Origin of the sequence: Massilia sp. CT11-108 (assembly GCF_047302915.1) — a bacterium.
GTDB lineage: Bacteria > Pseudomonadota > Gammaproteobacteria > Burkholderiales > Burkholderiaceae_D > Telluria > Telluria orientalis.
The window spans coordinates 1-1,103 of the sequence record NZ_JBKYMO010000962.1; the positions used below are offsets into that span (position 1 = coordinate 1).

Annotated in this window: 1 protein-coding gene and 1 pseudogene; both read right to left on the minus strand. The window is 69.7% G+C overall.

All coding sequences use genetic code 11. From position 1 onward, the window contains the following. Window positions 1-776 (minus strand): single-stranded-DNA-specific exonuclease RecJ (locus ACEN88_RS32365; protein ID WP_413346322.1); only part of this gene is annotated, 776 nt, incomplete at its 3' end. 44 nt (window positions 777-820) lie between these two features. Further along, a pseudogene (locus ACEN88_RS32370) lies at window positions 821-1,103 on the minus strand (hypothetical protein); the annotation flags it as partial.

Here is a 1,103-nt window from a genome sequence, read left to right on the forward strand (position 1 = left end):
CGCGCCTCGCGCCCCGCCACGCGGAACAGCGCCGCGACACCCGCGTGCATCCGGCCCGCGCGCATGCGCTTCAACCCCTGGGCGACGAGGATGCGGTTGTTCGTGTCGAGTTTCACCACGTCGGCGACGGTGCCCAGCGCGACGAGGTCGAGCAGGTTGTCGAGCTTGGGCTGCGTCTGCGCGTCGAACACGCCCCGCTTGCGCAATTCCGCCCGAAGGGCCAGCAGCACGTAGAACACGACGCCCACGCCGGCCAGGTGCTTGCTGGGGAAGCCGCATTCCGGCTGGTTCGGGTTCACGATCACGCGCGCGTCCGGCAGCGCGTCGCCCGGCAGGTGGTGGTCGGTGACGACGACGTCGATGCCGCGCGCCTTTGCCGCCGCCACGCCGTCGATGCTGGCGATGCCGTTGTCGACCGTGATGATGATGTCCGGCGCTTTCTCGCGCGCCGTCAGTTCGACGATTTCCGGCGTCAGGCCGTAGCCGTATTCGAAGCGGTTCGGCACGATGTAGTCGACGCGCGCGCCCATCGCGGTGAGGCCGCGGATCGCCGTGGCGCAGGCGGTGGCGCCGTCGCAGTCGTAATCGGCGACGATGGTCATCTTCTTGCCGGCCGCGATGGCGTCGGCGAGGTAGACGGCCGCCGCGTCGATCTGGCGCAGCGCGCCGGGCGGTACCAATGCTTGAAGTCCAGTCTCCAGCTCGCGCGGGTCGGTCAGGCCGCGGGCCGCGTACACGCGCGCGAGGACGGGGTGGATCCCGCCCTGGCGCAGCATTTCGGATAGTCTTACGGGGCAGGGGCGGATGGTGATGCGGGTTTTCAAAGCAGTCGTTCCAGGGTCGGGCGGCGCCAGAATTTACGTTGCGCCAGCGGGGTCGTCGTCGTTTCGAGGTGGCCGTCGCGGTGGCTCAGCACGAGGCGCACCTCCTTGATGCGGCCGGTTTTCAATGCGGCCAGCAAGGGCGCGAACAGCCCGGTCTCCAGGCGCTGCATCTGCTGCAGCCAGCCATGCCAGTCGGCCGCGATGCCGGGTGCCGCCACGTTGCCGCAGGCGACGCCCAGCAACTGGTGGCGAAGGTCTCCGGCAAGCCGCTCGTGCGCC